Raw genomic sequence first — 25,611 nt, forward strand, 5'->3', positions numbered from 1 at the left:
TAAACTACTGTTTGGGGCGATATAGAGGGGTGTGACATGAATGTCCAATTTGTTCTAGATGCTTTAGATTGGGTAACTAAAAACAAAGATTGGATTTCAATCCTTATCGCAATAATTTCTGTAGTCGTCTCAATTATAGCATTAAATAAATCTAGGAAGGCGCAAAAGGAACAGTTGAAACTCGAACGGATAACAGCAAAGTTATCGCAGCAGCAAATTGATCAAACTAATAGAATCAAAAGCACTACTCTCGCTTTGTTTTTAAATGAGTTGATCGGACACTTAGCTTCACTATCAAGAACACTAGACCACATTAATCCGATATGGATGCATCGAGGCGCTCAAGGAGTATTTGATAATAGGGAAATATCTCATTCGAACCTTCATGTTATATGCTATGAAAAATACATATCAGGTATTGAGAGTGTTGATACTAGACTTAAACTTAATGCCTACTATCAAGGAGTTCTTGAGTTCAATGCAAATGGCGATGAAATATCGGGGAGTGAAATTAGAAATGCCCTGACTGTTAATTACTTTGTTCGGGGCGCAGACATGCTAATCCGTACAGGTATTGAGTTGAGTGATGAATTAATTGAAATGATCGGCGCAGATTTCCTAGAGAGTGAACAGATTAGACGTTCTGTAGAGAACCTGGAAAACCAAAGAAAGTATTACATAACAATCTGCAATGCCAGTAGGCTTGATTGTGCAAGTTTAGGTAAAATTATCCAGGAATACAGAAACAATTCACACGATAAAGAAGAGTTTGAACGAAAATACCCGGCAAAAGGTTACATTTCTGGTTTATGGGAAGCGGCCTCAAATTCGTGAGTAACTATAACAAAAGCAGGCAGAAGGAACGCAAAAGCATTGCTACGCTCTGGTTTACGTTCCCTGCTGCTGGCGTTATATTTAAAGTCATGTATCGATATATCCTGATAGCATTAGTTCTCAATTTAACCGGATGCTCCTCTCTTAAAATAGGGGAAAATGTTGTGATGATTTCGGGAAAAGTTGCAGATGTATGTCAGCTCAGTTTAAAAACAGAAAATGACTCTGAACTCAACTCCATAAATGTGCGAGACGTATCAGGTAGTTTTTCTAGTGATTTTGTTATTACAGCCGATGAAGGAAATTATATTGTCCAGATCATTTTCAATAATAAACTGGTATTAAATCGTGTAGTTCATTACCCACAAGAAGTGGCTAAATTTAGGTTGGGCGAAGTTAATTAGTCGTGTATTTTAGGAATAACAAGACAATTATGGATGGGACGTTATCTATCAAACTCTTGTGGTTGAGGTTATTTCTAATAACTTTATTGCCGGGCTGTGTAGCACCTTCGCAAATAGAAGACTTTAATCTTGAATATAAGGGTGTATTTGAGAAATATAGTTATAGAAGTGAATCTTATGAAAAAAATTTATGTAGTGACGAAGGCGACTATCGAGCTACTTTGAGGTTAAATAGAACGGATGTTGCTTCAATTTTGAGGGAAGCGGAAAAAATTAAATTTTTTGAGCTCCCAAAAGAGATAAAACACTCTATACCTAGTTTTCATGTCGAATATCCAGATGAAAATGAAGAAGTTATTTATTTTTGGCGCCTTGTCCCGTAACGGAACTTACAATTAGAAACTCAGATAGTGAAAATACAGTGATATGGAACTGTAATTGTTTATCTCGTTCTAATCGAGTACCTGAGAAACTTATTAAACTCGTAAATAGGATAGAGAGGGCGATAAAAAATAGTAGCGCTTACAAAATGGCACCTGATACTAACTGTAGGTTACGTTAACCCTAACAAGCTGTTGAAGAGTGGATGAAATTTAGTTGACTGATTTCGCTCCGATCAAGATTATAGCTAATTAAATTTTATTCATTAGCAGGGCGCTAGCTTTGTTTAGTTTCAACTAACGTAAACAATGGAATCACCAGCTCCTATGTCGACAGTAATTTCAACGGTTCTTATAATTGCATTTTTTTCATACGTAATAAAAAGTAAGCCCCTTTCTGGTCCAGCTGCTGTGGGTTTAGGTTTGGCGTCAATGACTGCGATATTAGTTCTCGGTATTTATGCCGTAAACTTTTTAGATGAATTGTTTTCCTTCCCTGAAAAGGGCATTCCTTTTTATGCTGTTATGAGTTTCTTTCTGGTTACTTTCATGTTGTTTCTCGCTGGATATGCGGCATCAAAGACCTGGGAAAATACTGTCACTATGAATGTAAAAATCGTCATGGTCATAGGGCTTATTCCTTTTATATTCATTGCCTTAATGTCATTTTCAAACATATCGCTTTGGTTTGTATTGGCGTGTTTAGTCGTTTATATTCCGTCAATCTGGGGTGGTCACTTGTGGTTCAACTATCACCAGAACAAAGTTGTAGCTCACGATAATAGCTAACAAGCGCAGTCACAATCGGCCACTGCGTGGCCTGGACCATAACCGCTGCGCGGGTTTTGGCCTGTGCAGCGAGCGTCAGATGCTCATCCTAGAAAGGAGTCTAAATTGAGATTCAATAAAAAGAATTTGGAAGACGCTGTAAGTGAAAATATTATTTCATTAGAGCAGTTTGAAAAACTAATAGAGTTTTTAAATAAACAACCAAACGCAGCTCCTAAGTTTGATTTTACTCACGTTCTTTATTACATCGGCGGAATGATTGCAATTGGCGCAATGACGCTTTTTATGAACTTAGGGTGGGAGTCCTTCGGAGGAATTGGAATACTATTTATTTCTCTGTTTTATGGTGCCGTTGGGCTGAAACTAACTAATATCTTTAAATCTAAAGGATTAGCAATTCCTGCTGGTATTTGCGGCACGTTTGTTATCGCGTTAACGCCATTAGCCGTTTATGGATTGCAACATGCACTGGGTGTTTGGCCTGACGAAAGTGTTTATCGCGAATACCACCGATACATAAAGTGGCATTGGCTTTATATGGAATTAAGTACCCTAGCCGTAGGTACTATTATTGCTTGGAAATATAAATACCCTTTCTTAATCATGCCTATTGCAGTCACGCTTTGGTATTTAACTATGGATGTCGCCGTGATGTTAAATGGGGGAGATTATAGTTGGGAGCTAAGAAAGTTAGTTTCTATGTATTCAGGGTTACTTATGATAGCTCTCGCTTTTTGGGTTGATATTAGATCGCACGCTAAAGCGGATTATTCATTTTGGATATATCTTTTTGGCGTCATAGCATTTTGGGGCGGAATGTCATTTCAACATTCAGATAGTGAATTGTCTAAGTTTATATATTTCACCATTAACCTTTTTATGATCTTTGCAGGTGTTCTCATTGTGAGAAGGGTGTTTGTTGTATTTGGGGCGATAGGTTGTTCTGGTTACATCGGACATTTAGCGTCAAATATATTTAAAGATAGTTGGTTGTTTCCTATTGCATTAACTCTGCTAGGATTGTTCGTTATTTATTTGGGAGTTCTTTGGCAAAAAAATGAATCCCTAATTACAGCAAAAGCGCGAAGCTTTTTGCCAATAGCATTACGTGAATTATTAGCGTCTAAGCATGCGTAATCGCTATCTAACAAGTTACTCAAAAGGACGCAGAACGCTTGGCTTGTGCTCCTTCGTCGCTAAATTTGCCAAGCATTTGTGCGCCCATTAGTAAGGCACTATTTATAAAAGGAATTTGAACTATGTCTATCAATACTACTCTTTTCGGACAACTGATTTTAGCGCTCGCCATCATTATGGCTATTGTTGGTTACTATCTTGGCAAAAGAAAAACTCAGACACCGTTTCTTACTTCATGCTTGGGTTTTTTTAGTGCTTTAATACCTCCCGTTGCACTGATTTTTTTGATTGTTCTTGTGTTGAAAAATGACGTGCAACCAACTCGTAGCCATTAATTTACCTATTTATCGGGCGTTGCCGATCCCCGCCTTTCGCTTACAGCCATCAGTTACTGTGCTCCTTTATGATCGACCTACACCTGTGGGGTCATGGCATGTTGCTTAATCATCCTTTTTAACTAGGCTTTAACCTTAAATACCGAGTTAAACCAAGGGGGTTAATGTGCCTGGGTTAAATGTAATTAAGCCAATTTTGAGCTTTGCTCTGGTCTGTATGTTATCTGCCTGCGAAGCGCCTCAAAGCGAGACTCAAAGTGAAATGGCGAGCAATGAGCAAGAAAAGATGGCGTCACAGGCATTGCCACAGGCTGTGCCAAAGGCGTTGCCACAGGCTGAGCTAACGCCGGTCAATAAGGTGGAGGTCACCACCACAGAATACGCCATTTTGGCGCCGGATTATTTACCCACCGGGTGGACTACTTTTTCTTTTACCAACCGCGGTGGCCAGGAGCACTTTGTGGCCATGTATCGCTTGGTTGAGGGTAAGACCATAGAGGATCAGTTGCGAGAGGTAGCCCCCGCGTTTGACCCCATAATGCAGGGGCTGCGCAGCGGCGAATTAACCAAAGCGGATATAGGTCCATTTCTGGAGCAGAATGTCCCGGACTGGGGGTTGCAAATGACCTGGGTCGGGGGCGCCGGGCTCTTGTCCAATGGCCACAGCGTCGAGGCGACCTTTAATATCGATAAGCCCGGTATCTATTTGCTCGAATGCTATGTGAAAGCCCCTGACGGTCAATGGCACACGCTGATGGGGATGCTGCATCAGATACAGGTCTATCCTGGACCCACAGAGCAACAACTACCAGAGGCCACCCATAACCTGACAGTCGCCAACACGGGCATTAGCGGACCAGAGGTGGTGAAAGCGGGTAAACACACCTTTCGCATCGATATCGGTGAAAACCCGCCGAGCTTTTTACCCTATGACCTACACCTGGCCAAACTCGAAGAGGGCACGGATTTACAACAGGTGTATTTTTGGATGGACTGGACCAATGTCGGTGGCTTACGGGCGCCGGCGCCGGTGACCTTTTTAGGCGGTATTGAACAGATGGGCGCCGGTAACCATGGCTATGTCAGCGTCGATTTGGCGCCAGGCAAGTATCTGTGGGTGTCCGAGGTCAATGCCGCAAACATTAATCTGCCGTTTGTGGTGACCGAGTAATAAGTGACCTTAGGGGGCTAAATAGCCCATTTTTTTTATATGGAAATTATGCCCTAACTCCGTTCTTGCTGGTCACACTTGGTAACAAATATGTTAATATAATCAGCAAGTAAAATTATGGGACAAGCATAATGGCAAGGCGTAGTAAGGCCGATGCAGAGCAGACTCGGGCGGCAATTTTAGATGCCGCCGAACATCAGTTTTTTGAACATGGGGTGTCCTGTACCACCTTGGCGCATATTGCCGCGGCTGCGGGGGTGACGCGCGGTGCCATTTATTGGCATTTTGCCAACAAGAATGACCTTTTTAACGCCATGCTTGAGCGCATTCGCTTGCCGTTTCGCATGATGCTCAGTGAGTTGCAGCAGGCCAATGAGCAAAGCACCCTGGCTCAGGTGAAAGATGTGATTTGCCGCTCCATGTTGCTGGTGGAGCAGCAGCCTCAATATTATCGGGTGCTCACCGTGGTGTTCCATCGCTGTGAATATGTGGAAGAGCTTAATCCCGTGGTGGCACAGCAAAAAGAATTAAATCAGGAAGTGATTGCCACATTAACCCTGGCTTTTAATCGTGCCCTGGATAATGGCGAGTTGAACCCCTGTATTCGCCCCGAAGATGCAGCCATATCGCTCAACGCCTTATTCGTCGGTTTGCTGAGCCAGTATCTACAGCACCCGGGCTGCATGAACCTGACCAAACAGGTTGAGCCGCTACTCGATACCTTATTTGTAGGCCTAAAAAAGCCGGGCTAATTTAGCCCGGCTTGCAGTGCCCGTTGGTTATTTGTTGCGTACAAAGATTTTTTGTACCACCAAATAGAACACCGGGACGAGGAAGATTGCCAGGAAGGTGGCCGTTGCCATCCCGCCTAGTACACCAATACCTATAGCGTTACGACTCGCCGAGCCCGCACCGGTACTGATCGCCAGTGGCAATACGCCCAGTGAGAAGGCCAGTGAGGTCATGATGATAGGGCGTAAACGCAGGCGGATAGCCTCAAGCGTCGCCTTAATCACATCCAGGCCTTGTTGTTGCAGATCTTTGGCAAATTCCACAATCAAGATGGCGTTTTTCGAGGCCAGACCCATGGTAGTCAATAGACCTACCTGGAAGTAGACGTCGTTCTCCAAGCCGAAGATAAAGGCCGCACCCAGGGCGCCGACGATACCTAGAGGCACCACCATGATCACCGAGAATGGAATCGACCAGCTCTCATACAGCGCCGCTAAGCACAGGAATACCACCAGGATCGACAGGGCGTACAAGAAGGGCGCCTGTGAACCAGACATCTTTTCCTGATACGAGGTGCTGGTCCACTCGAAGTCGATGCCTTCTGGTAGTTGGTCTACCAACTCGGCCACCACGGCCATCGCCGTACCCGAGCTGTATCCCGGCGACGGTTGACCTAAGATCTCCATCGCCGAGATACCGTTATAACGCTCTAAACGTTGTGGGCCATACACCCAACGGCTGCTGGCAAAGCTGTCGAACGACACCATCTCGCCTTGGTTGTTACGCACATACCAGTGGCTTAAGTCTTCCGGAGTCATACGGAACTCCGCATCAGCCTGCACGTACACCTTCTTAACGCGACCACGGTCTACGAAGTCATTCACATAGGTTGAACCCCAGCCGATAGATAGGGCGTTGTTGATCTCGCTAATTGGCACACCCAAAGCCTGAGCCTTAAGTTGGTCGATATCCACTTGCAGCTGTGCCGCATCTTCCATGCCGTTTGGACGCACTGCCATCAGCTCTGGACGCTGTGCGGCCATGCCAAGGAACTGATTACGTGCCTGTAACAGGGCTTCGTGGCCCAGACCACCGCGGTCTTGCAAGAACATGTTAAAGCCGGTGGCCTGACCCAGTTCAACGATGGGCGGCAGGTTAAAGGCAAAAATCTGTGCTTCTTTAATGGTCGAGAACTTGCCCATGGCGCGGCCAATAATCGCTTGCACGCTTTGGCTTTCGTCACGCTCACTCCAGTCTTTCAGACGGGTGAAGGCAAGACCCACGTTTTGACCCTGACCGGCAAAACTAAAGCCACTTACGGTGAATACGGATTGCACCGCTTCTTCGCTGCCATAGTGATCCGATACTTGTGTCATGATCGCTTCGGTACGCTCCTGGCTGGCACCACTGGGTAGTTGCACCATGGTCAGGAAGATACCCTGATCTTCTTCCGGTAGGAAAGACGAGGGTAGGCGGGCAAACATCAGTGCCATTACCGCCACGATCACGCCGTACAGCGCCATAGAGCGAACAGGGCGTTTCAACAGGCCGCCTACGGCCTTACCATATTTGTCATTACCGCGGTCAAAGGTGCGGTTAAACCAGCCAAAGAAGCCGCCTTTGTTGTGATGATCGCCATGCAGTGGCTTCAAAATGGTGGCACACAGGGCCGGGGTAAAGACGATAGCGACAAGAACAGACAGCGCCATGGCCGATACTATGGTAATTGAGAATTGCTTATAAATGGCACCGGTGGCACCGCCGAAGAACGCCATGGGTACGAATACCGCCGACAATACCAGACCGATACCCACCAGGGCGCCGGTGATCTGGCCCATGGACTTACGTGTGGCTTCGACCGGGCCCAGGCCGTCTTCGCTCATTACCCGCTCAACGTTTTCTACCACGACTATGGCATCGTCCACCAAGAGGCCGATGGCCAGTACCATACCGAACATGGTCAAGGTGTTGATAGAGAAGCCCATGGCCGACATGATGCCAAAGGTACCAAGTAAGACCACGGGAATAGCCAGGGTCGGGATCAGCGTGGCGCGGAAGTTCTGCATAAACAGATACATGACTACGAATACCAGGATCACGGCTTCAAACAGGGTTTGAACTACGGCGCTGATAGACACTTCAACAAAGGGTGTCGTGTCGTATGGGATGGTGATCTTCACACCCGCCGGGAAATAGGCTTCCAGCTCGGCCAGACGTGCTTTTACCGCGTTGGCCGTGTCCAGGGCGTTGGCACCGGTGGCCAGCTCAATGGCAAAACCTGTGGCCGGCATGCCGTTATAACGACCCATAACCGCATAGTTTTCACCACCGAGTTCAATACGGGCAACGTCGCTTAGCAAAACGCGAGAGCCGTCGGCATTAACGCGCAGTAGGATTTGTCCAAACTCTTCCGGGCTGCTGAGACGGCTTTGTGCCGTGATTGCAGCATTATACTGCTGACCTGGTAATGCCGGTGCACCACCTAGCTGACCTGCGGTCACCTGGTTGTTTTGCACACGAATGGCGCTGGTTACATCCGTGGGTGTTAGCTGAAACTCGTTCAGTTTGTCTGCATCCAACCAGATACGCATGGCGTATTGGCTACCGAACACGGTGAGGTTACCCACACCAGGAGTACGGCTGATTGGATCTTTAATATTAGACACTACGTAATCGGAGAGGTCTTCACGAGTCATTGAACCGTCTTCGGAAATAAAGCCGATTACCATCAGGAAGCTACCGCTCGATTTAGCAACCGCCACACCTTGTTGCTGCACTTCTTGTGGCAACAGTGGGATCGCACGCTGTAACTTGTTTTGTACCTGAACCTGAGCGATGTCCGGATCGGTGCCGGTTTCAAAGGTGAGGGTCAGGGTCACGTTACCCAAAGAGTCACTCTGCGCCGACATGTACATTAGGTTGTCGATGCCGTTCATGGCTTGCTCGATAACCTGGGTAATGGCGTCTTCAGCGGTTTTCGCCGTTGCACCCGGGTAGCTGGCGGTGATGGTCACCGCAGGTGGTGCCACCTGCGGGTACTGCTCCACCGGCAGTTGTTTAATTGATAGCAGACCGGCCAGCATGATGACAATGGCTATCACCCATGCAAAGATTGGCCGGCTAATAAAGAAATTCGCCATGCTTATGCCTCCGATGGGTTATTGGTAACTTTAACCAGCGCCCCTGGGCGGATTTTTTGTAAACCCGAGGTCACAACCATATCGCCTGCTTTAAGGCCCTTGCTGACGAGCCAGCTTTGATCAACCTGCTGTGCCAGCTCGACCACGCGCACCTCAATGGTGTTTTCGGCATTCACCACCATCACGGTGGCTTCGCCCTTAGGCGTGCGCACTACCGACTTTTGCGGTACCAAAAGGCCGTTATCTGTATTACCTAGTTCAAGCTGGGCACGTACGAACATACCAGGTAGCAATTCACCATCTGGATTTGGGAATACCGCACGCATGGTGACCATGGACGTAGAAGGGTCAACGCTGACCTCGGAGAATTGCAGCTCGCCGGAGTGGCCATACCAAAGCGCTTCATCAAGCTTGAGTTGTACCGCTGGGGCAACGCCTTTGTTACTGGCGTTCGTAGTAATGGCCTGACGTAAAGACGCGAGCTTTGAGGCCGCCTTGGTCATGTCCACATAGATAGGGTCTAACTGACGAATGGTGGCCAAGGCATTGCCTTGGTTGGCGGTCAGCAGGGCACCCTCGGTGACCAAAGAACGACCGATTTGACCGCTGATCGGCGCACGAATGCCCGTGTAATCCAGGTTTATTTGGGCGCTGAGCACCGCGGCTTTGGCGGCAGCTAAGTCAGCCTGCGCCTGAAGACGCTGGGCATCGGCATCGTCGAAATCCTGTTGGCTAACGGAGTTGGTGCCAAGCAGGCTTTTAATACGCTTAGCGCGGGCGGTGGAATTTTTAACCGCGGCCTCGGCTTTTGCCAGGCTTGCCTTGGCACTGGCCAGGGCGGCTTCAAAAGGCGCGGGGTCGATGCGATAAAGCACATCGCCCTTTTCGACCATTTGTCCTTCTTCAAAGAGGCGAGATTGCAAAATACCACTTACCTGAGGGCGAATTTCCGCCTGGCGGTAATCCACCGTGCGGCCCACCAACTCGGTGTGTTGCATCACGGTTTGTGGTTGCAACTGATACGCTTCGATTTCCACCGCGCGTGGCGCGCTTTGGGTTTGAGCTTGAGCGCCCGACTGTTCACAGCCGCTAAGGCCAAGCGTCGCAACTATGGTTAAGGCGACCAGGGTTTTTGCTTTCATATCCTACCTTCTAAGAACAACAAATCGATCATATAGAGCGCAAATATACATACATGAACGTATGTAAGCAAGGTAAACTATTCCGTTTACACGTAACCCATTGTAACCGAAGGTAATAAACTTGGTATTAGAATGTGGTTTTTAGGCTTTTTTGGTGGCTGAGTGGCCGCCTATCCGGTTGGGAAGGCGGCGCAGAAGAGGGGCAGTTTTTGCCTTAGAGGGCGTAACTTAGGTGTTGATAGAAGCGCGTATTGATGTCTTGACGTTCGGGGTTGACGTGCAGCTCCATACACAGGGATTTGATTACACTTTCTACCTGATTCATAAAGCGGCCATAGCCCATATCATGTCGGTCTTCGGTGCCGGCGACGATAACGAAGTCGATACTTTGTACCAGTTGGCTGCCATCATAAAGCAGGTAATTCTGGGTGCTGTCGACACAAGGTAGAAAGCTCAGCTTTTCCAGCTCTTCATTGTGGGCACTGGTATCTATGTCGCGGTGGCGAATAAGCGGCGTGCGGCCATTGGCCACCATGGCACGACGGGGCAGGCGCTTGGCTTCACAGGCGGTGACAAAGGCATCGGCGATACGGGCGTAAAACGGGGCAAAGTCGGTGGCGTCGTTGTCCAATAATTGGGTTTTGACCTGCCGAGTTAGGGGCAAAGTAAAGCGCGCGTAAGTGAGATCTCTGTGTTCCGGCAGCGGGCAGCCACGGGCTTCATAGCGAGAGTCCAGGGCTCTAAGCTTGTAGCCATAACTTTCTTTATAGCCCTTGGCGCGGGCAAAAATATCATAGGTTAGGTGCTGGTGATCGCGCACCCTAAATGGTTGCGCCTGATTTGGTAGCTGCTCTTGCAGTTTTGTTAAAACCTTGGCGACGCGTAAATGAAAATCGGCGCTGTGGGCGCGAATATCCTCGCCGGTGGCCAAAAACAGCAAGCGCACCTTGCGTGCCTTTTGTGTGTCGTCGCCATGCAGGGTATGAGCCTCGTGGTAACGCGGGTTGTAGAAAAACATTTGCTGACGTTTGGTTTCTAAGCAATAAGCTTCTTCGTGGAAACGTACGATTGGTAGCTTGTCATTAACCAATACGTGGACATTGTACAGTTCGGCGTCGTCACACAGGGCAAATAGCTGGCGAACTATGCGCTGATGGGCGCTGGCATAATCGCTAAAGCAGGCATAAAAATCCTCGTCGGGTTTGAACTCGGCGAGGATGTATTGGTTAGCTCGGGCGTTGGTGGGTATATAGACCCTATGTTGATTTTGTGAAGCCATGGTTGTTCCTTATTCCTTGGTGTTTTCATTGGCTTCATTCTAGTGCTCATAAATGTCAACGATGTTGCGCTAGATTAAACTTTTATGACTTTTCCATCAGGGTAATACTGAGTCTGACAAAATCCGATGAAGTTAGTACGCCCACTAACTTTTTCGCCTCTAAAACCGGCATGCAGCCGTGGCGGTTATTTAAAAAAAACTTCGCTATATCAATGAGCTGATCGCTTGATTCCACGGTATCAAAGCTGGTCAGCATGATATCCCTAACATGGGTTTGCTTTTCTTTGCGCTCGAGGGCATCGGCGCCAAACACAGAGATAATCTTCATCACCTGGGCGATGATCACTTTTTGCGTCAGCATGCCCACCAAATGCTGCTTATCGTCGGTGACCGGGATATGGCGAATATTGTACTCACGCATCAGTTGATGAACGTCATACAAAGAGGCATCCGCATTTGTAGTGACGGGGGAGGCCGTCATTAGATCGGCTGCACACTCCAGAGTAGGAGTTAGCTCAGGCTCGTTCGGCTTAGACATAGTGGTTCCTTATCTCTTCGAATTATGTGCTTTTAACGCTACCTTTAAATATATAAACAAGTTTAGATCTCAATCAAACAAAGGTGGCATATGCAATTACAAGGCTTAGATCACGTGGTCATTCGTACTTCAAAGGTAGAGCAGCTACTGGCGTTTTACCAGCAGGTGCTGGGGGCTACACTCGAGCGGGTGCTGGAGGATGAAGGCTTGTATCAATTGCGTGCCGGTGCGGCGTTAATAGACTTACTGAGTACCACAGGCAGCCTAGATAGTGGTGCGCCACCGGATGCGCGTAGCTCACCTATCGCCCATATTTGCTTGCAGGTGAGGGCGCCAAGCGAACAGGCGCTCATTCGCAGCCTTAAACGCAAGGGGGTAATGGAGACATTGGTCTTTGCCACGCGCTATGGTGCCACCGGTTTTGGTCGTTCTTTATACATTCACGACCCCGACGATAACACCCTTGAATTAAAACTGGTTTGACCCTACTAAAAGCTGTATGTTAACGCCAGATTTTGTCATAATGACTCAGGGTCTGTTGACCTTTGCTGTTTGTTTCTGCAGCAGTTTGTAGTGTATTTATACAAGGCAGAGCAGGTGTGGTGTAGTTATTCTACATGAGCATGCGATAACACAGTAGAAATATACTACAAGGGCTGCCCTATGGGTTCATCTAAACGCCTCCTGCTCTTTGTTGCTCGCTATGTACATAGAATGACTATGCAGCATAACGAGCGTCGTGATCAGAATGCGTTTAGATTGAACATAAAGTAAACTGCAAAGATAAACAGACCCTAGTTAAAAGCCACGTAAAATTCAGAGGAAAGTATCCCAATGGCGGAGATTGAAAATCGCCCAACGAACTTTATTCGTAATATTATCGATGCAGACTTGGCGTCGGGTAAACATCAAAAAACACACACCCGTTTTCCGCCTGAGCCCAATGGTTTCCTGCACATTGGCCACGCTAAATCAATTTGCTTAAACTTTGGTATCGCCCAAGACTACCAGGGCCTGTGCAACCTGCGTTTTGATGACACCAACCCGGAAAAAGAAGACATAAACTATGTTAACTCAATCAAAGAAGATGTGAGTTGGCTAGGCTTTCACTGGGATGGCGAGATTCAATATTCTTCAAACTATTTCGATAAGCTCTATGAGTATGCGGTTGAGTTGATCACCAAGGGTTTGGCTTATGTGTGCTTCCTAACACCTGAGCAGGCTCGCGAATACCGTGGCACGCTAACCGAGCCGGGTAAAAACAGCCCATACCGTGATACGCCGGTGGAAGAAAACCTGGCGTTATTCGAGAAGATGAAAAACGGTGAGTTTAAAGAAGGCGAGTGTGTGCTGCGTGCCAAGATAGATATGGCCAGCTCATTTATGGTGCTGCGCGATCCTATTATCTATCGTATTCGTTTTGCTCATCACCACCAAACCGGTGATAAGTGGTGCATCTATCCTATGTACGACTTCACCCATTGTATCAGTGATGCCTTAGAAGGCATTACCCATTCATTGTGTACTCTGGAGTTCCAAGATAACCGTCGTCTTTACGACTGGGTGCTTGATAACATCAGCATTGAATGTCATCCGCAGCAAATCGAGTTCTCACGTTTGAACCTTGAATACACCATGATGAGTAAGCGTAAGCTTAACCAATTGGTGGTTGATGGTCATGTAGACGGTTGGGACGATCCACGTATGCCGACCATTGCAGGCTTGCGTCGCCGCGGTTATACACCGGCGTCTATTCGTGAGTTCTGTAAGCGCATCGGTGTGACTAAGCAGGATAACCTGGTTGAAATGGGCATGCTTGAAGCCTGTATCCGTGACGATCTGAACGAAAACGCCGCGCGTGCCATGGCGGTACTTGACCCAGTGCGTATCGTGATTGAGAACTACCCGGAAGATCAGGTAGAAATGCTCGATGCGCCTAACCATCCTAACAAGGAAGAGATGGGCTCGCGTCAATTGCCATTCACCCGCGAAGTATTTATTGAGCGTGACGACTTCCGCGTAGAAGCGAACAAGAAGTTTAAGCGTTTGGTTCTGGGTAAAGAAGTGCGTTTACGTAACGCCTATGTGATCAAGGCCGAGCGTATCGAAGAAGACAACGATGGCAACATCACCACCATCTACTGTACATACGATGCCGAGACGCTAGGTAAAAACCCCGCCGACGGCCGTAAGGTAAAAGGTGTTATTCACTGGGTGAGCGCAAGCCACTGTATCGATGCCGAAGTGCGTCTGTACGATCGCCTGTTCAATGTGCCAAACCCAGGCTCTGCGGATGATATTGCCGATGCTCTGAACCCTGAGTCACTCACCATTGTCAGCAATGCCAAACTTGAGCCAAGCCTGGCGGATGCAAAAGCACTTGTAGGCTATCAATTTGAGCGTACTGGCTACTTCTGTCGTGACGATCATTTTGAGCACCTGGTATTTAACCAAACCGTTGGTTTGCGTGATTCTTGGGCCAAGATTGAGCAACAAGACTAAGCAATACGCTGAACACTTAACTAACTACTAAGTTAATTGAAAACGGATACTTTTATAGGTATCCGTTTTTTTGTGCTAGCGTAAAAGGAGCGTAACAACTTTAAGAAACAAGCATGCCCTCAACAAGTCACGAAAAGTTTAATTACATCGAGTACCCGGCCCGGGATTTAAGCGCCACCAAAAATTTCTTTACCCAGGTCTTCAACTGGCAATTTACCGACTATGGGCCAGAATATGCCGCCTTTAGTGGCGCCGGGCTAGACGGGGGCTTCTATGCCAGTGAGCAATGTGCCAGCACGCAAAAAGGCTCGGCACTGATGGTGTTTTATTCCAGCGCCCTGGAGCAAACGCAGCAAAAAATAGAAGCCGCTGGCGGGATTATCTGTAAGCCGATATTTTCGTTTCCCGGTGGCCGGCGTTTTCATTTTATCGAGCCCAGTGGCAATGAATTTGCGGTCTGGTCTGAGCCTGAATAAGTAACGGCGCCTTGGTAAGGGGCGAGTAAAAAAAGATGAGACTGAGGTACTTGAATAGGTGTGAGGTTAAAAAATAACCAAATATTCATTAAGTCGTCATATAGGGCTAGCGTCGTGGCGACGGATGTGTTTTGATGACAAGAAAACAATAATAACCTTTGTATTATGCTTAACAATCTGTCCCTTCGAAAAAAGATACTTCTATTGATTGGCGGCACCTTAAGCGTGCTTATGGTCCTGGTGGCCGCGTTTTTTATCAATCATATTGCCGACCTTTCGCGCAACAGTGTGGAGCGCGAAGCGCAGAATTATCTGCAAGCCGAGCAAATGTCCATGCGCTCTTTCTTTGCACAGTACGGCAAGGTGGTTGAAACCTATATAAGCAACCCTTCCTTGGTCGCCTTTTTTGAAGGTTACCAACAGCGCGGCGTTAACCTAGATAGGATGCCTGGCTATAACCTGATCAATCAAGATTTCCAGCGTATCAGTGGTCGTGACAGCAATATTTTGTCGGCATTTTTTGCCTCTGCTAATACCGGCGAATATTTTAAGGAAAACGAGCGAACCTCCAGCTATGCCGACGGTCGACCTTATTACGCCTATGAGCGCCCCTGGTGGCAGGATGCCATGGACAAGGGCAGCTTGTATGTCGGCGCCATCTCGGTGGATATCAGCACAGGTGATGTATCGGCTGTTGTGCAGCAACCCGTGTATAACGATGCGGCTAAATTAGTGGGTGTAGGCGGTGTAGACCTGCAAATTAACGCCATTAAAGAAATGGTAGAAAATATCTCTTTCCAGGGTCAGGGTTATGGCTTCTTGCTCGACAGTGATCTAAATGTAGTGCATTTATCGGAGCGCACCGAGCACCAACTCTCCATCACAGATGAGAACGGCGGCAAGGATAATTTAAGCGCTCTTGAACAGCAGTTTACCGACACCCAAGGTTTTAGCGCCCTAAATAAGGCGATGAAGGATCAGCCAAGCGGCATAGTCGAGGTAACACTCAAGGGCGTGCGATATTATGCGCTTTTTAACGCCCTGCAGTTGGATAAGCCGATGATCGACTGGCACGTAGGTGTGCTGGTTCCAGTGAGCCTGATTGAAGAGCCGGTTAATGCTGCCGTGATGTCGGCGTCGGTGGCCGTGGTGGTGATCCTCGCGGTCATCGTGGCGATGATCTTCTGGGTAACGCACCTGGTTATCCAGCCCATCAGCTCGCTTAGTTCCGTGATGCGGGATATTGCCACCGGGGAGGGCGACTTGACTCGTCGTATCGAGGTAAACAGTAACGACGAAGTAGGGCAGCTTGCACGCCATGTAAATACCTTTATCGATAAGCTACGGGCGCTAATGGTGGAGACCGCGCAGCAGGCGCAGCAACTCAGTCATGCCGCGAATCACTTACAAAGCGTCTCCAGTGAAACCAATACCGAGATCCAAAAAGAAAAGGTCCAGGTCGACAGCGTTAGCACCGCGGTCACGGAAATGGCCACAACGGTAACCGAAATATCCCGTAACGCCCAACATACCAATGCCGCCGCCGAGTCTGTGCAGGCGATCAGCGAGCAAGGAAGACAACAATCGGGCGACTCTCAGCGGGTAATGAGTGAGCTGGCCTTGCACATTGGCGCCGCCGCTGAGGTGGTTACCGGTTTGGCACGTGAAAGTAACAATATTGGCGCCGTTGTCGATGTGATCAATGGCATCGCCGAGCAAACCAATCTGTTGGCACTGAATGCCGCCATTGAAGCGGCCCGTGCCGGCGAGCAAGGTCGCGGTTTTGCCGTGGTTGCCGATGAGGTGCGTTCCTTAGCCAGCCGCACCCAGGAGTCCACCGATGATATCCGTACCATGATAGACAAGTTGCAACGCATTGCCGAGCAGGCCTCTGAGATGATGCAACAAGGGCAGGAGCGGGCGCAAAGTTCGGTGACTCAAACCGAAGCAGTTCTCGATTCTTTGCAGCAGATCAGTGAGGCGGTAACGCATGTGCTCGATCAGAGCCATCAAATCGCCACCAGCACCGAGCAGCAAAGCATAGTCGCCGAAGACATCAATACCAGCCTTAATGCCATCAACGAGCTGGTAAACAGCACCGCCAGTCATGCGGATGTGCTCGCCCATGAAGCCAGTGAGTTAAATGCGTTAGCGAGTTCACTCAATGGCACGGTAAGCCAATTTAAACTTTAATTTTCAGCGCCTAAGCTATTAATCAAAGAACAAACCAGCCCTCGTTTTCGGGGGCTTTTTTATGTCCAGTTTTATGCCGAGAAATACACGGAGAAATTTGGTACGACCGAGTGGATTCGAACCACGGGCACGGGATACGGGTCATAGAGAGTAGGTAGTGCTCTAAAGTGCAGAGGGAGTGATTATAAAAACTCGAAAGGTATTGAAATGAATTGGTACGACCGAGTGGATTCGAACCACCGAGCCTTGGTACGGGTCATAGATAGCGGGTAGTGCGCTAAGCAACTGAGCTACAGTCTTAGTGAATAAAAATGTGTTGTGAAGGTTTGGTACGACCGAGTGGATTCGAACCACCGACCCTTGGTACGGGTCATAGAGAGTAGGTAGTGCTCTAAAGTGCAGAGTGAGTGATTATAAAAACTCGAAAAGTATTGAAATGAATTGGTACGACCGAGTGGATTCGAACCACCGACCCCCACCATGTCAAGGTGGTGCTCTAACCAACTGAGCTACGGTCGTACAGAATACGAGATGTATTTTTAAGAATTGGTACGACCGAGTGGATTCGAACCACCGACCCCCACCATGTCAAGGTGGTGCTCTAACCAACTGAGCTACGGTCGTACAATCTAGTTTTCGTGCCAAAACGTTAACCCTTGGCAACGCCGTGTAATATATAGTGTGTCTAGGACCTTAGCAAGTGCAATTGGCTAATTTCCTGATTGTTTGCTTTTTTTTTATTCATACCGGACTAATATCGCACTGCTTGTAAAAACCTTGCCACCAGCGGACATGGTTTCTGCTCGATGCTTTAAGGCGTGCCAATAAACTTGCTTGCTCCTGGGTGCCGATAAGAGATCGCCTTATATCGCTGTCACTGCCGGTAAATTGCCAGACTTGTGCCAACAGCGGCGTAAATTCCTCCAAGGAACCGGAAAGTTGCCCCTGGTACCCCTGCAATTCCTTAAGAAAGAAGAGATTAAAGATATTATGTAAGATACCGGCCGCATCACTGTGGCGCCCCGGTCGGCACACCTCGGTGGTTAAACTCACTCCCGCCAACTGCGAGGTCAAATGATTGTTTAGCGCAATTTGCTGGCGCGCACCGGTCAGAAGTTTACGCACATAGTCATTGCCGTTGAGTTTGGCTAGCGCCGGGGTAATCGCCTTGGCATCTATCGCCTGCCAATCTTCTTTGGCCACGGCATTGGCGACATCAGCCAATGTGGTTAAGGCTTCGGCGCTCGCCGCTCGACCCGCTTGTTCATCATAATCCAATTCGCGGGCGGCAAGCGTAAAGAGGCGGGTAAGCTCGGGTTCTTGGCTTAGCATCAGGTTAAACGCCTGTTTGGCGTGAGTGATTTTAAAGCGTTTTTCCGCTTCCAGAGCACTGCGTAGTTCCTCTGACAGGGCGTTGCTCTGGTCGTGAGCCAAGCAGGGGTCGACCAGTTGTATAAAGCGAATATGGTACTTAAAGCGTTCGGAGGCACTGGCCACCTTGCCAAGTTGATTATTGCGGGCGGCAATATGGGTCGCCAAGCGGCAATGATTTATGTCTGCCAGCGCCAGCAAACTAATGTTTTGGCTTGGGGGCAGTGGTTCGCTGTGAAGGCGCTGCCAGGGTGTTAACCGAACCTGGGCTTGCTGATCTATGGTTAAATATTTACCAAGGCGATATTGGTATTCGTTATAGCGGGCGCTCGAGGGATCGCTACACCCCCCAAGTATTATTAGTGTGCTAAAAATTAAAAGGAGCTTGTGCAAGGCGCCTCCGCAGCACGTAAATTAACAGTACTGCAGCACAGGATAGCCCAACTATGATGCCGAGCCAAAACCCTTGTGCGCCCATGGCGGGCACAATCAGGTCTGTGCGACCCAAAACATAGCCCAAGGCAAAGCCCACCAACCAATAGGAAATAAAGGTGATATAAGAGATGGGCGCTGTGTGTTTAATGCCGCGCAGCATGCCGCTGGTCACCACCTGCAGCGCATCCGGCAATTGATAGAAACACGCCAGAACCATAATGGCCGTGGCCAGAGCCAACACCTCGGGGTTGTCGCTGTATAAGGCACTAATATCTTCACGCAGCAGGTAGGTTATTAGCGCAACAAATGCGGCGATAGCAATGGCGAGTATAAAGCTGGTGCTCATACAACGGCGTAAGGCTTGATAGTCCTTTTGCCCATAAAGGTTGCCAAAACGAATTGCCACCGCCATGGACAGGCTATAGGGCAGCATAAACAACAAGGTGGTCACCGACGCGGCAACCTGGTGTCCGGCGACAACCACGGCTCCGAGAGAGGCGATAAACAAAGGGATACAGGCGAACAGGGTGACCTCAAAGAAAATCGCCAGGGAAATGGGCACGCCTAGCTTAAATTGTTGCCACATCGCCTTTGTGCTGGGGCCGGCAAAAGCGGTGATAAGGTAGCGTCCGTTAATGCGCTTGCTCATCATGCTGTAGACCAACAAGGAAATGCCCATTGCACTCATGACAATCGCCGTAGCCACACCGCAGCCGGCCCCACCGAGGGCTGGAGCACCCAACTTGCCATGGATAAAGATGTAGTTTGCGGGGATATTGACCAGCAGACCGATAATAGAAATATAAAAGGCAGGGGTGGTGTACGCCTTGCCCTCGGCAACATTGCGAAACAAGGAGTAAATGATAAAGCCCGGCAAGCCAAATTGTACGTAGGTAATGTAATCCCCGGCCAGTGATTTAACCTTTTCCCCGGTGTCGAGTAAGGCAATCACCTCATCCGCGAAATGGCCAAGGACAAAGCCGAGTAAACACAAGAGCACGGCAAGATAGCAGGCTTGTTGGAAATGCCCGGCGATGGCCTTTTCATCGTCGGCACCAAAGCTGTGCGCTACCAGCGAGGTCAGCGCAATCAAAATTCCAAGGAGAGCGAATACCACAGGGTTCCATAAACCGGTAGCGATAGACAAAGCCGCTAAGTCGGTGGCGCTGACCTGACCGGCCATAATGGTGTCAACGACAGACATTAATACCAGCGTCACCTGGGCAAAAAACACCGGTGCAGCAAGGCGCAACAGGCGGCTTGCTTCCCAAGTACAAAACTTCATAAGTGAAAAAACATCAGATAAGATAAAGCGCTATTCTATCTTGTTGGTTTCAACTTAAAAAGGAAATACGATGTTTACCGGTATAGTGCAATGCCAAGCTCAGGTGCAAAGTAAAACACTTACAAGCGGCGTACAGCGCTTAGTCTTGGGCGTGTCGCCCAAATACCTGCAAAACCTGGAGTTGGGCGCCAGCATTGCCGTTAACGGCTGTTGTTTAACCGTGGTTGAATATAACGCCGATACCGGCCCTTTAGGGAGCGTGCAGTTTGATGTGATTGATGAAACCTTGGCGCTGACCAATTTGGGTCAACTGGAATGCGGTGATAAGGTCAATTTTGAGCGCTCCATGACCTTTGGCAGTGAATTGGGCGGACATATTCTGTCCGGGCATATTCATTGTGTTGGCAGCCTGTTAGAGCGTATCGACACCGAGGACAACTGCCGTATGCATATTGCGTTGGATGCCAAGTGGCATGAATATGTTCTCTATAAGGGATTTATTAGCGTGAATGGCGCGAGCCTTACGGTAGGGGAGTTATCCGAGCGGGGGTTTTGGTTGCATCTTATTCCGGAAACCTTGGCTATCACCAATCTAGGTCAGATGGCGCCCGGTGCCGCGATTAATATTGAGGTCGATCAGCAAACCTACACCATAGTGCAAACGGTGCAGCGCTATTTACGTCAGCAGCATTAAAAAATTTGTTCGTCGTCGGCATCTATCCGTAATTGCACCGTGTTCAGTGCATGGTCTATGTGCATATTGACATGAATCGGGTTGCAGCAGGCGGCGCAATCTTCATAGTAATCCTGATCGCCCGAGCTGGTGTCGACGTCGACAAAAATGTGGTGACCGCAATGTGGGCATCTCACCCTTTGTAAGCTGTAGTCTTTCATAACTACCTCGTGTGACAGTCTAATGACATCACTTAAAGTATAGTTATGTTTTGCCTGCGCTTTGGGAAAATTTCCACCTTAATCGTACTCTTTCATCACGCTGTCTATGGTCTCTTTGGCCTGGGTTAGGTAGTGACCAGCAAAGATGTTGGCATGATTAAGCAGATGATAGAGATTATAGATGCGCTCCCTTTGTTCATAGCCTTCGGCTAATGGGTAGACGCTTTGATAGGCATCGTAAAAGGTGTCTGGAAAGGCGCCGAAAAAACGGCTCATGGCGATATCCACTTCTCGGTCACCGTAATAGCAGGCCGGATCGTAAACGCAGGGAACGCCGCCATGAAAGCCGACATTGCCACGCCAAAAATCGCCGTGTAATAACGAAGGTTTTATGTGATGGTGGTGCAGGGTGTCTTTAACCTGGCTGACAAACTCATCGATGTCGCAAAAGTAGAAGCCCTTTTCGGCCAATAATTGCAACTGCCAGCCAATGCGGTCTTCACTGAAAAATACGTCCCATTTTTTATGCCAGCAGTTAGGCTGTGCGGTGATACCGATAAAGTTATCCCTTTCATTACCAAACATGCCCTGTTCGTGTTTGGCGTGCAGCTGCGCCAGATACTCGCCCATATGGACCCACCCCATCTGCTTGGCATGGTCGGTAGTGGGTTCTAAATCGAGCCACTCGAGCACATTAAAGCAATACTCCAAGGTGGTGCCGGTGAGCAGGCAATCGGGCACCATAAACAAGGATTCTTTGGTCAGCAACTCAAGGTCGGCGGCTTCGCATTCGAGCCGCTCAAGGGACGCTATAGGCGCCACCTTAACAAAAAACTGGTGCTGGCCATCGGAGATTTTAAACAGGTGATCGGCGGAAGAATTCGTTAATTGCTGTTTGTGCGCCAAGGTAAAAGGGCTGTTTAGTGTCTCGCTGAGTAACTGAGTCAAGGTATTCCACATAACCGCAAACCGCTTAATTTCAGGGGTACCTCAAGTATGGCAAAGTTCTGATTCACTGCAAAAATAATCATGGCTTAGTCAGGCCAATGTGGTGTGAGACGAAGTGATTCTAGATGCTTAACAAGCGCTAACGGGGCTCAAAGATTACGCTAGCACCCCTGGATATAGAAGAAGCCCGCAGGTGCGGGCTTCAGGGAATGCTGTGGCTAGTTATTTAGAGCCAGATACCACCAAGATGGTGTCGCCATGTACTTGGGCCAAATCGTGAATTGATGTCTCAGTAAGTGGAGTTAGGCGTAGCTTTTTAAGGCTGCGTTCAAAACCATAAAGGCTTGCAAACTCACGGACGCTTAGGTCATTGCATAACAATTTTTTAGTCATAATATGATGACGAATGTGATGTTTATCCATTTCCCGATCCAGTTTAAAAGGATTATCCTTTGTAATTGCCATACACAATTGCGTACCGACGGTGTTGTCAGCAGCAACAAATTGTTCATTGGCCATAGCGTGTGATGAAAGCGCTCCAAGTATAAGGGCGCCAGCAGAGCCTAACAGAGTTGTGCGTTTCATGGAGTTTCTCCTTATTTGTGCGTTGGGTGCTGATTAAGTATGAACCGTGTTTGTTGTCATGGAATGAATAGGATAAGTCAGAATGTAAGAAGCTATTTCAATTGTGAACACCCATGCTTAACCGCCTAATTTTTATCATTTTTCCAATCTCATTTGTTTACATTGGAGGCAAAAAAAAAGCTTTTTTTTTGTACAGCCCGTACTTGTACCCATTTCTTCAGGCGCTTTTGCTTTGCCTTGTAACATTTGCCCTCAAAATGGTACCAAGCCACAGGGGAGACTGGATAAGGAGCAAGGCGCAGTGACGTTTATCTCGATTTACCGTCTATTAACCTTTTTTCTTCGCAATTCGTAGCGCTATTCGATACAGTTAGGCGAAAAATAGGAGTAACAAAAACAATGCTAACTAAAACACCAAGCCTCAGCGTGTTAGCCTTAGCTATCACGCTCGCCGGGTGCCAACAAAATGAAGGTCCTCAAGGCGAAAAGGTAACCATTAATAAAAATCCTTACCCCAGCACCTATCAACCGCTTCCTCGTCAATCGATGCTGATCACTAACGCCACCGTACTGACCGGTGACGGCCAGCGTATCGATGACGGCGACGTATTTGTGGTCGACGGTAAGATCCAACAAATTGGTACCGATCTGCAGGTAGAGGCCGATGTAACACTTGATGCCCAAGGCAAGTGGCTAACGCCGGGCCTGATCGACGTGCACTCACATTTAGGGGCTTACCCTAACCCAGCGGTGGCCTCACACCAGGATGGCAACGAAATGACCAGCCCGGTTACCGCAGAAGTATGGGTTGAACACTCGGTATGGCCACAAGATCCCGGTTTTAACCGTGCTCGTGAAGGCGGTATTACAACCTTACAAATCCTGCCAGGCTCAGCCAACCTGATCGGCGGCCGCGGCGTGACTCTGAAAAACGTACCCGCGCACACCATGCAGGCGATGAAGTTCCCACAAGCACCTTATGGTTTGAAAATGGCCTGTGGTGAAAACCCTAAACGTGTTTACGGCAGCAAGGGCGTATTGCCATCTACCCGTATGGGTAACATGGCCGGTTATCGCAATGCCTGGATTGATGCGACAGAATATAAGCGTGCCTGGGAAAAGTACGATGCCGACTATGCGGCCGGTAAGAATGTTGAAGCGCCCGAGCGCGACCTGACCATGGATACCCTGCGTGGCGTTCTCGATGGTGACATTCTGATCCACAACCACTGCTATAAGGCAGAGGAAATGGCGATGATGATCGACCTGTCTAAAGAATTTGGTTATCACGCGGGCACCTTCCACCATGGTATCGAAGCGTACAAGATTGCTGATTTACTGGCAGAAAACCGTAACTGCGCGGCTCTGTGGCCAGACTGGTGGGGCTTTAAGATGGAAGCCTACGACATGGTTCAGGAAAACGTTGCCATCGTTGATGCGGTTGAAAACTCTTGCGCCATCGTCCACTCTGACTCAGACACCACCATTCAGCGTCTGAATCAGGAAGCGGGCAAGGTGATGTATCGCGCCAACGAAAATGGTTTTGATATTGATGAAGCCCATGCCATTAAGTGGTTGACCTCAAATGCGGCTAAGGCCCTAGGGATCGACGACAAGACCGGCTCTCTTGCCACGGGTAAACAAGCGGACCTGGTGTTGTGGGACAACAATCCGTTTAGTGTTTACGCTAAAGCCGAGCAGGTATTTATCGATGGTGCCAAGGTGTATGACCGTGATGACGAGAAATACCAAGCCCAAAGTGACTTTATGTTAGGCCAACGCTAAGGAGAACAAGATGAAACTGTTTACAATGACATCGGTTGCCGCAGCCTTAGCGATGAGTGTATCCGTTGGCGCGCAAACATTGGCTATTACCAATGCCACCATTCACACCGCCACCGAGCAGGGCGTGTTAAAAGACGCGTCTGTGCTAGTCAAAGACGGCAAAATTGTTGCCGTTAATCCGGCGCAAATTGATGCCGACGAAGTGATTGATGCCGACGAAGTGATTGATGCGCAAGGTAAAATTTTAACACCTGGCTTTATCGGCTCGCTGAACCACCTGGGTTTGGTGGAAGTGGGTGCGGTGGCTGGTTCACGTGATGGCAGCGATAAAAAAGCGTCGATTACGTTTGACCCAAGCCTTGCCTTTAATCCGCGTTCGTCGCTGATCCCATATGCCCGTAAAGGCGGTATCACCCGTGACGTGATTGTGCCAGGTGGCAGCGAAGACATTTTCAACGGCTTGGCTTCTGTAGTGTCGCTCAGCGGTGAGTTCGACAGTGTAAGTCAAAAGCAAGTGGCCTTGGCCATTGAGCTTGGTCAAAAGAGCAAGGGTTCACGCGCCTTATCTATGCAGACCCTTATTGATAAGCTAGAGGGCCATAAGCAACGTGAAAAGAAAGACAGCGATGCGCATAATCGCGAAATTCAGGTGTTAGACGCCGTATTTGCGAAAGAGATACCTTTACTTGTTGGCGTATCACGTGCCGCTGAAATGCTTGAATTGTTGAAGCTTAAAGCCAAGTACGATATCAACATGGTGTTTGCTGGGGCTCATGATGCAGTATTGATTGCCGATCAGCTGGCTGCCAGCAATACGCCGGTGATCATCAGTGCCATGGATAACCTGCCAGGCAACTTTGATTCCATGCATGCCGATCTGGCCAATGCCGGAAAGCTTGAAAAAGCCGGAGTTAAGGTGATCTTGACCATCGCCGGTGACAGCGCTCATAACCTGTATCAGCTGCGTTTTGACGCCGGTAACGCGGTGTCTTATGGCATGAGCCAGCAAGGTGCCATGGAAGCTATCAGCAGCAATGTTGCCGAGGTGTTCAACATTGATGCCGGCGCTATCAGCGCGGGCAAAGCGGCGGACCTGGTACTTTGGAGTGCCGACCCGTTTGAGCTGAACGCCAAGATTGAAAGCATTTGGATTGATGGTGAAAAGGTATCGACCGAGGCCCGTCAAGACAAGCTACGAGAGCGTTATACTACGCCTTCGGACATGCCGCGTGGTTACACCAAGTAATTGCTGATGC

The 25,611-nt window shown here is 48.5% G+C and carries 24 protein-coding genes and 2 tRNA genes; 15 read left to right on the forward strand and 11 right to left on the reverse strand.

Annotation, left to right across the window (positions count from 1 at the left end; translation table 11 throughout):
- Window positions 1–36: 36 nt before the first annotated feature.
- The 8 genes from KD147_RS02090 to KD147_RS02125 all read left to right on the forward strand — a co-directional run bounded on the left by KD147_RS02090 (window position 37) and on the right by KD147_RS02125 (window position 5,802).
- Complete coding sequence (locus tag KD147_RS02090) at window positions 37–834, forward strand: hypothetical protein (protein ID WP_212546713.1); 798 nt, start codon at window positions 37–39, stop codon at window positions 832–834.
- Window positions 831–1,238 (forward strand): hypothetical protein, encoded by a 408-nt coding sequence (locus KD147_RS02095; RefSeq protein ID WP_212546714.1) that lies wholly within the window; start codon window positions 831–833, stop codon window positions 1,236–1,238. The genes KD147_RS02090 and KD147_RS02095 overlap by 4 nt, the downstream gene beginning before the upstream one ends.
- A 29-nt stretch (window positions 1,239–1,267) precedes the next feature.
- Window positions 1,268–1,621 (forward strand): hypothetical protein, encoded by a 354-nt coding sequence (locus KD147_RS02100; protein ID WP_212546715.1) that lies wholly within the window; start codon window positions 1,268–1,270, stop codon window positions 1,619–1,621.
- Between the two features lie 324 nt (window positions 1,622–1,945).
- Window positions 1,946–2,407 carry a hypothetical protein gene (locus KD147_RS02105; RefSeq protein WP_212546716.1) on the forward strand — a complete coding sequence of 154 codons (462 nt, stop codon included), beginning with the start codon at window positions 1,946–1,948 and terminating at the stop codon, window positions 2,405–2,407.
- A 105-nt stretch (window positions 2,408–2,512) separates the two neighbouring features.
- Window positions 2,513–3,544 (forward strand): DUF2157 domain-containing protein, encoded by a 1,032-nt coding sequence (locus KD147_RS02110; protein WP_212546717.1) that lies wholly within the window; start codon window positions 2,513–2,515, stop codon window positions 3,542–3,544.
- A 122-nt stretch (window positions 3,545–3,666) separates the two neighbouring features.
- Window positions 3,667–3,879: a hypothetical protein gene (locus KD147_RS02115; RefSeq protein WP_212546718.1), complete on the forward strand. Its 213-nt coding sequence runs from the start codon at window positions 3,667–3,669 to the stop codon at window positions 3,877–3,879.
- A 166-nt stretch (window positions 3,880–4,045) separates the two neighbouring features.
- On the forward strand, window positions 4,046–5,050 hold the full coding sequence (locus tag KD147_RS02120) for a hypothetical protein (RefSeq protein ID WP_212546719.1): 1,005 nt from the start codon (window positions 4,046–4,048) through the stop codon (window positions 5,048–5,050).
- A 131-nt stretch (window positions 5,051–5,181) separates the two neighbouring features.
- The gene (locus KD147_RS02125; RefSeq protein WP_105189865.1) at window positions 5,182–5,802 is read left to right on the forward strand and encodes a TetR family transcriptional regulator; all 621 of its coding nucleotides are present in this window, start codon (window positions 5,182–5,184) and stop codon (window positions 5,800–5,802) included.
- Between the two features lie 27 nt (window positions 5,803–5,829).
- Here KD147_RS02125 and KD147_RS02130 read toward each other — a convergent pair whose 3' ends face one another.
- The 4 genes from KD147_RS02130 to KD147_RS02145 form a co-directional block, all read right to left on the reverse strand.
- Window positions 5,830–8,922: an efflux RND transporter permease subunit gene (locus KD147_RS02130; RefSeq protein WP_212546720.1), complete on the reverse strand. Its 3,093-nt coding sequence runs from the start codon at window positions 8,920–8,922 to the stop codon at window positions 5,830–5,832.
- 2 nt (window positions 8,923–8,924) lie between these two features.
- Entirely contained in the window at window positions 8,925–10,064 is a 1,140-nt protein-coding gene (locus tag KD147_RS02135) for an efflux RND transporter periplasmic adaptor subunit (RefSeq protein WP_212546721.1), read from the reverse strand.
- Between the two features lie 214 nt (window positions 10,065–10,278).
- Complete coding sequence (locus KD147_RS02140; RefSeq protein ID WP_105254055.1) at window positions 10,279–11,343, reverse strand: DUF3083 family protein; 1,065 nt, start codon at window positions 11,341–11,343, stop codon at window positions 10,279–10,281.
- Window positions 11,344–11,425: 82 nt separating this feature from the next.
- Window positions 11,426–11,881 carry a CBS domain-containing protein gene (locus KD147_RS02145; RefSeq protein WP_212546722.1) on the reverse strand — a complete coding sequence of 152 codons (456 nt, stop codon included), beginning with the start codon at window positions 11,879–11,881 and terminating at the stop codon, window positions 11,426–11,428.
- 90 nt (window positions 11,882–11,971) lie between these two features.
- On the opposite strand from KD147_RS02145, the gene KD147_RS02150 reads away from it, so the two are divergent.
- From KD147_RS02150 to KD147_RS02165, 4 genes are all read left to right on the forward strand, one after another.
- Window positions 11,972–12,364 (forward strand): VOC family protein, encoded by a 393-nt coding sequence (locus tag KD147_RS02150; protein ID WP_212546723.1) that lies wholly within the window; start codon window positions 11,972–11,974, stop codon window positions 12,362–12,364.
- 351 nt (window positions 12,365–12,715) lie between these two features.
- Entirely contained in the window at window positions 12,716–14,383 is a 1,668-nt protein-coding gene (gene glnS, locus KD147_RS02155; RefSeq protein ID WP_212546724.1) for a glutamine--tRNA ligase, read from the forward strand.
- A 113-nt stretch (window positions 14,384–14,496) separates the two neighbouring features.
- A complete protein-coding gene (locus KD147_RS02160; RefSeq protein ID WP_212546725.1) occupies window positions 14,497–14,859 on the forward strand; it encodes a VOC family protein in 363 nt (120 codons plus the stop codon).
- A gap of 165 nt (window positions 14,860–15,024) precedes the next feature.
- On the forward strand, window positions 15,025–17,052 hold the full coding sequence (locus KD147_RS02165; protein ID WP_212546726.1) for a methyl-accepting chemotaxis protein: 2,028 nt from the start codon (window positions 15,025–15,027) through the stop codon (window positions 17,050–17,052).
- Between the two features lie 442 nt (window positions 17,053–17,494).
- Here the strand turns inward: KD147_RS02165 and KD147_RS02170 are convergent.
- The 4 genes from KD147_RS02170 to KD147_RS02185 form a co-directional block, all read right to left on the reverse strand.
- Window positions 17,495–17,571: transfer RNA gene (locus KD147_RS02170), tRNA-Val, on the reverse strand.
- A 28-nt stretch (window positions 17,572–17,599) separates the two neighbouring features.
- Window positions 17,600–17,676 (reverse strand) — tRNA-Val (locus KD147_RS02175).
- A 117-nt stretch (window positions 17,677–17,793) separates the two neighbouring features.
- Window positions 17,794–18,816: a DUF3080 family protein gene (locus KD147_RS02180; protein ID WP_212546727.1), complete on the reverse strand. Its 1,023-nt coding sequence runs from the start codon at window positions 18,814–18,816 to the stop codon at window positions 17,794–17,796.
- Window positions 18,791–20,143 (reverse strand): MATE family efflux transporter, encoded by a 1,353-nt coding sequence (locus KD147_RS02185; RefSeq protein WP_212546728.1) that lies wholly within the window; start codon window positions 20,141–20,143, stop codon window positions 18,791–18,793. Before KD147_RS02185 ends, KD147_RS02180 begins: the two co-directional genes overlap by 26 nt.
- 70 nt (window positions 20,144–20,213) lie before the next feature.
- On the opposite strand from KD147_RS02185, the gene KD147_RS02190 reads away from it, so the two are divergent.
- Complete coding sequence (locus tag KD147_RS02190) at window positions 20,214–20,837, forward strand: riboflavin synthase subunit alpha (protein ID WP_212546729.1); 624 nt, start codon at window positions 20,214–20,216, stop codon at window positions 20,835–20,837.
- Here KD147_RS02190 and KD147_RS02195 read toward each other — a convergent pair.
- The 3 genes from KD147_RS02195 to KD147_RS02205 all read right to left on the reverse strand — a co-directional run bounded on the left by KD147_RS02195 (window position 20,834) and on the right by KD147_RS02205 (window position 22,570).
- Window positions 20,834–21,037: a CPXCG motif-containing cysteine-rich protein gene (locus KD147_RS02195; RefSeq protein ID WP_105189854.1), complete on the reverse strand. Its 204-nt coding sequence runs from the start codon at window positions 21,035–21,037 to the stop codon at window positions 20,834–20,836. The two genes, KD147_RS02190 and KD147_RS02195, sit on opposite strands and share 4 nt — an antisense overlap.
- A 78-nt stretch (window positions 21,038–21,115) precedes the next feature.
- Window positions 21,116–21,997, reverse strand: a complete 882-nt coding sequence (locus KD147_RS02200) for a fructosamine kinase family protein (protein ID WP_212546730.1) — start codon at window positions 21,995–21,997, stop codon at window positions 21,116–21,118.
- 210 nt (window positions 21,998–22,207) lie between these two features.
- Entirely contained in the window at window positions 22,208–22,570 is a 363-nt protein-coding gene (locus KD147_RS02205; protein WP_212546731.1) for a DUF3718 domain-containing protein, read from the reverse strand.
- 399 nt (window positions 22,571–22,969) lie between these two features.
- Here KD147_RS02205 and KD147_RS02210 point away from each other — a divergent pair, with 399 nt between their 5' ends.
- Both KD147_RS02210 and KD147_RS02215 read left to right on the forward strand, forming a co-directional pair.
- Window positions 22,970–24,355, forward strand: coding sequence for an amidohydrolase (locus tag KD147_RS02210; protein WP_212546732.1), 1,386 nt, complete (start codon window positions 22,970–22,972; stop codon window positions 24,353–24,355).
- A 10-nt stretch (window positions 24,356–24,365) separates the two neighbouring features.
- Window positions 24,366–25,601, forward strand: a complete 1,236-nt coding sequence (locus KD147_RS02215) for an amidohydrolase family protein (protein ID WP_212546733.1) — start codon at window positions 24,366–24,368, stop codon at window positions 25,599–25,601.
- Window positions 25,602–25,611 lie beyond the last annotated feature (10 nt).

Source organism: Pseudoalteromonas sp. BDTF-M6, from assembly GCF_018334135.1.
GTDB lineage: Bacteria > Pseudomonadota > Gammaproteobacteria > Enterobacterales > Alteromonadaceae > Pseudoalteromonas.

Coding starts and splice junctions, on each gene's coding strand:
- KD147_RS02090 (WP_212546713.1), top strand. CDS start 37: ATGAATGTCCAATTTGTTCTAGATGCTTTAGATTGGGTAACTAAAAAC.
- KD147_RS02100 (WP_212546715.1), top strand. CDS start 1,268: ATGGATGGGACGTTATCTATCAAACTCTTGTGGTTGAGGTTATTTCTA.
- KD147_RS02105 (WP_212546716.1), top strand. CDS start 1,946: ATGTCGACAGTAATTTCAACGGTTCTTATAATTGCATTTTTTTCATAC.
- KD147_RS02115 (WP_212546718.1), top strand. CDS start 3,667: ATGTCTATCAATACTACTCTTTTCGGACAACTGATTTTAGCGCTCGCC.
- KD147_RS02125 (WP_105189865.1), top strand. CDS start 5,182: ATGGCAAGGCGTAGTAAGGCCGATGCAGAGCAGACTCGGGCGGCAATT.
- KD147_RS02130 (WP_212546720.1), bottom strand. CDS start 8,922: ATGGCGAATTTCTTTATTAGCCGGCCAATCTTTGCATGGGTGATAGCC.
- KD147_RS02135 (WP_212546721.1), bottom strand. CDS start 10,064: ATGAAAGCAAAAACCCTGGTCGCCTTAACCATAGTTGCGACGCTTGGC.
- KD147_RS02140 (WP_105254055.1), bottom strand. CDS start 11,343: ATGGCTTCACAAAATCAACATAGGGTCTATATACCCACCAACGCCCGA.
- KD147_RS02145 (WP_212546722.1), bottom strand. CDS start 11,881: ATGTCTAAGCCGAACGAGCCTGAGCTAACTCCTACTCTGGAGTGTGCA.
- KD147_RS02150 (WP_212546723.1), top strand. CDS start 11,972: ATGCAATTACAAGGCTTAGATCACGTGGTCATTCGTACTTCAAAGGTA.
- glnS (WP_212546724.1), top strand. CDS start 12,716: ATGGCGGAGATTGAAAATCGCCCAACGAACTTTATTCGTAATATTATC.
- KD147_RS02160 (WP_212546725.1), top strand. CDS start 14,497: ATGCCCTCAACAAGTCACGAAAAGTTTAATTACATCGAGTACCCGGCC.
- KD147_RS02165 (WP_212546726.1), top strand. CDS start 15,025: ATGCTTAACAATCTGTCCCTTCGAAAAAAGATACTTCTATTGATTGGC.
- KD147_RS02185 (WP_212546728.1), bottom strand. CDS start 20,143: ATGAAGTTTTGTACTTGGGAAGCAAGCCGCCTGTTGCGCCTTGCTGCA.
- KD147_RS02190 (WP_212546729.1), top strand. CDS start 20,214: ATGTTTACCGGTATAGTGCAATGCCAAGCTCAGGTGCAAAGTAAAACA.
- KD147_RS02195 (WP_105189854.1), bottom strand. CDS start 21,037: ATGAAAGACTACAGCTTACAAAGGGTGAGATGCCCACATTGCGGTCAC.
- KD147_RS02200 (WP_212546730.1), bottom strand. CDS start 21,997: ATGTGGAATACCTTGACTCAGTTACTCAGCGAGACACTAAACAGCCCT.
- KD147_RS02205 (WP_212546731.1), bottom strand. CDS start 22,570: ATGAAACGCACAACTCTGTTAGGCTCTGCTGGCGCCCTTATACTTGGA.
- KD147_RS02210 (WP_212546732.1), top strand. CDS start 22,970: ATGCTAACTAAAACACCAAGCCTCAGCGTGTTAGCCTTAGCTATCACG.
- KD147_RS02215 (WP_212546733.1), top strand. CDS start 24,366: ATGAAACTGTTTACAATGACATCGGTTGCCGCAGCCTTAGCGATGAGT.